Genomic DNA, 634 nt, shown 5'->3' with positions numbered 1-634 from the left:
TTAGTAAATGACTATAGTGATAAACCAACACTTATTAAAATTGTATCTTGGAATAAAAATGCTAATATGCTATACAACGGGACTGTAAAAGGTTTTAGAGTGTTAATTGAAGGCAAATGGGAAGTTAATGTTAGAGCAGTTGATGGTAAACAAATTTATAATAACTATTTATTTGTTCAAAATGTTATTTTCTCAAAAACAAAGGACGTGATTTAAATGAGTATGATATCTAATTTAATAAAAAATGATATTGAGCGTAACCCTAACTTGAAAAAAGTTTATCAAGATCAAGATGAAGACTTAGAATTTGCAATAACAGTTGACAAATTAAGAGATGAGTTGGGGTGGTCACAGAGAAAGTTAGCTGAAGAATTAGGAAAGCCACAATCAACTATTGCTAGAATTGAAAATGGGGATTCAAAACCTAATTTAGAGACAATGAAAGCAATTGCTGAAGTTACAAATAAAAAATTGAAAATCGCATATGTATAAATGTATATGATTCTGGGACATAAATTTCTTAAGAAATGTAAAAAAACTGATTTCTATCAAATAATTAATAGAAATCAGCCTTAAATGTATTTGATAATATACAGCTTGTTGAGTTGCTATTTCACTTATAGTTAAGTAACAT

Annotated in this window: 2 protein-coding genes; both read left to right on the top strand. The window is 27.6% G+C overall.

Going from position 1 to position 634, the window contains the following annotated elements:
• A partial coding sequence (locus D3D02_RS21325) for a hypothetical protein (RefSeq protein WP_233560711.1) occupies positions 1–216 on the top strand: 216 nt, incomplete at its 5' end.
• Positions 217–492: a helix-turn-helix transcriptional regulator gene (locus tag D3D02_RS18380; RefSeq protein WP_199723185.1), complete on the top strand. Its 276-nt coding sequence runs from the start codon at positions 217–219 to the stop codon at positions 490–492.
• Positions 493–634: the final 142 nt, after the last annotated feature.

Origin of the sequence: Halobellus sp. Atlit-38R, from assembly GCF_003665925.1 — an archaeon.
GTDB classification, from domain to species: domain Archaea; phylum Halobacteriota; class Halobacteria; order Halobacteriales; family Haloferacaceae; genus Haloquadratum; species Haloquadratum inordinatus.
Note: the sequence above shows the minus strand (reverse complement) of the source record. Positions and strands in the feature narration are given on the sequence as shown.

Coding starts and splice junctions, on each gene's coding strand:
- D3D02_RS18380 (WP_199723185.1), top strand. CDS start 217: ATGAGTATGATATCTAATTTAATAAAAAATGATATTGAGCGTAACCCT.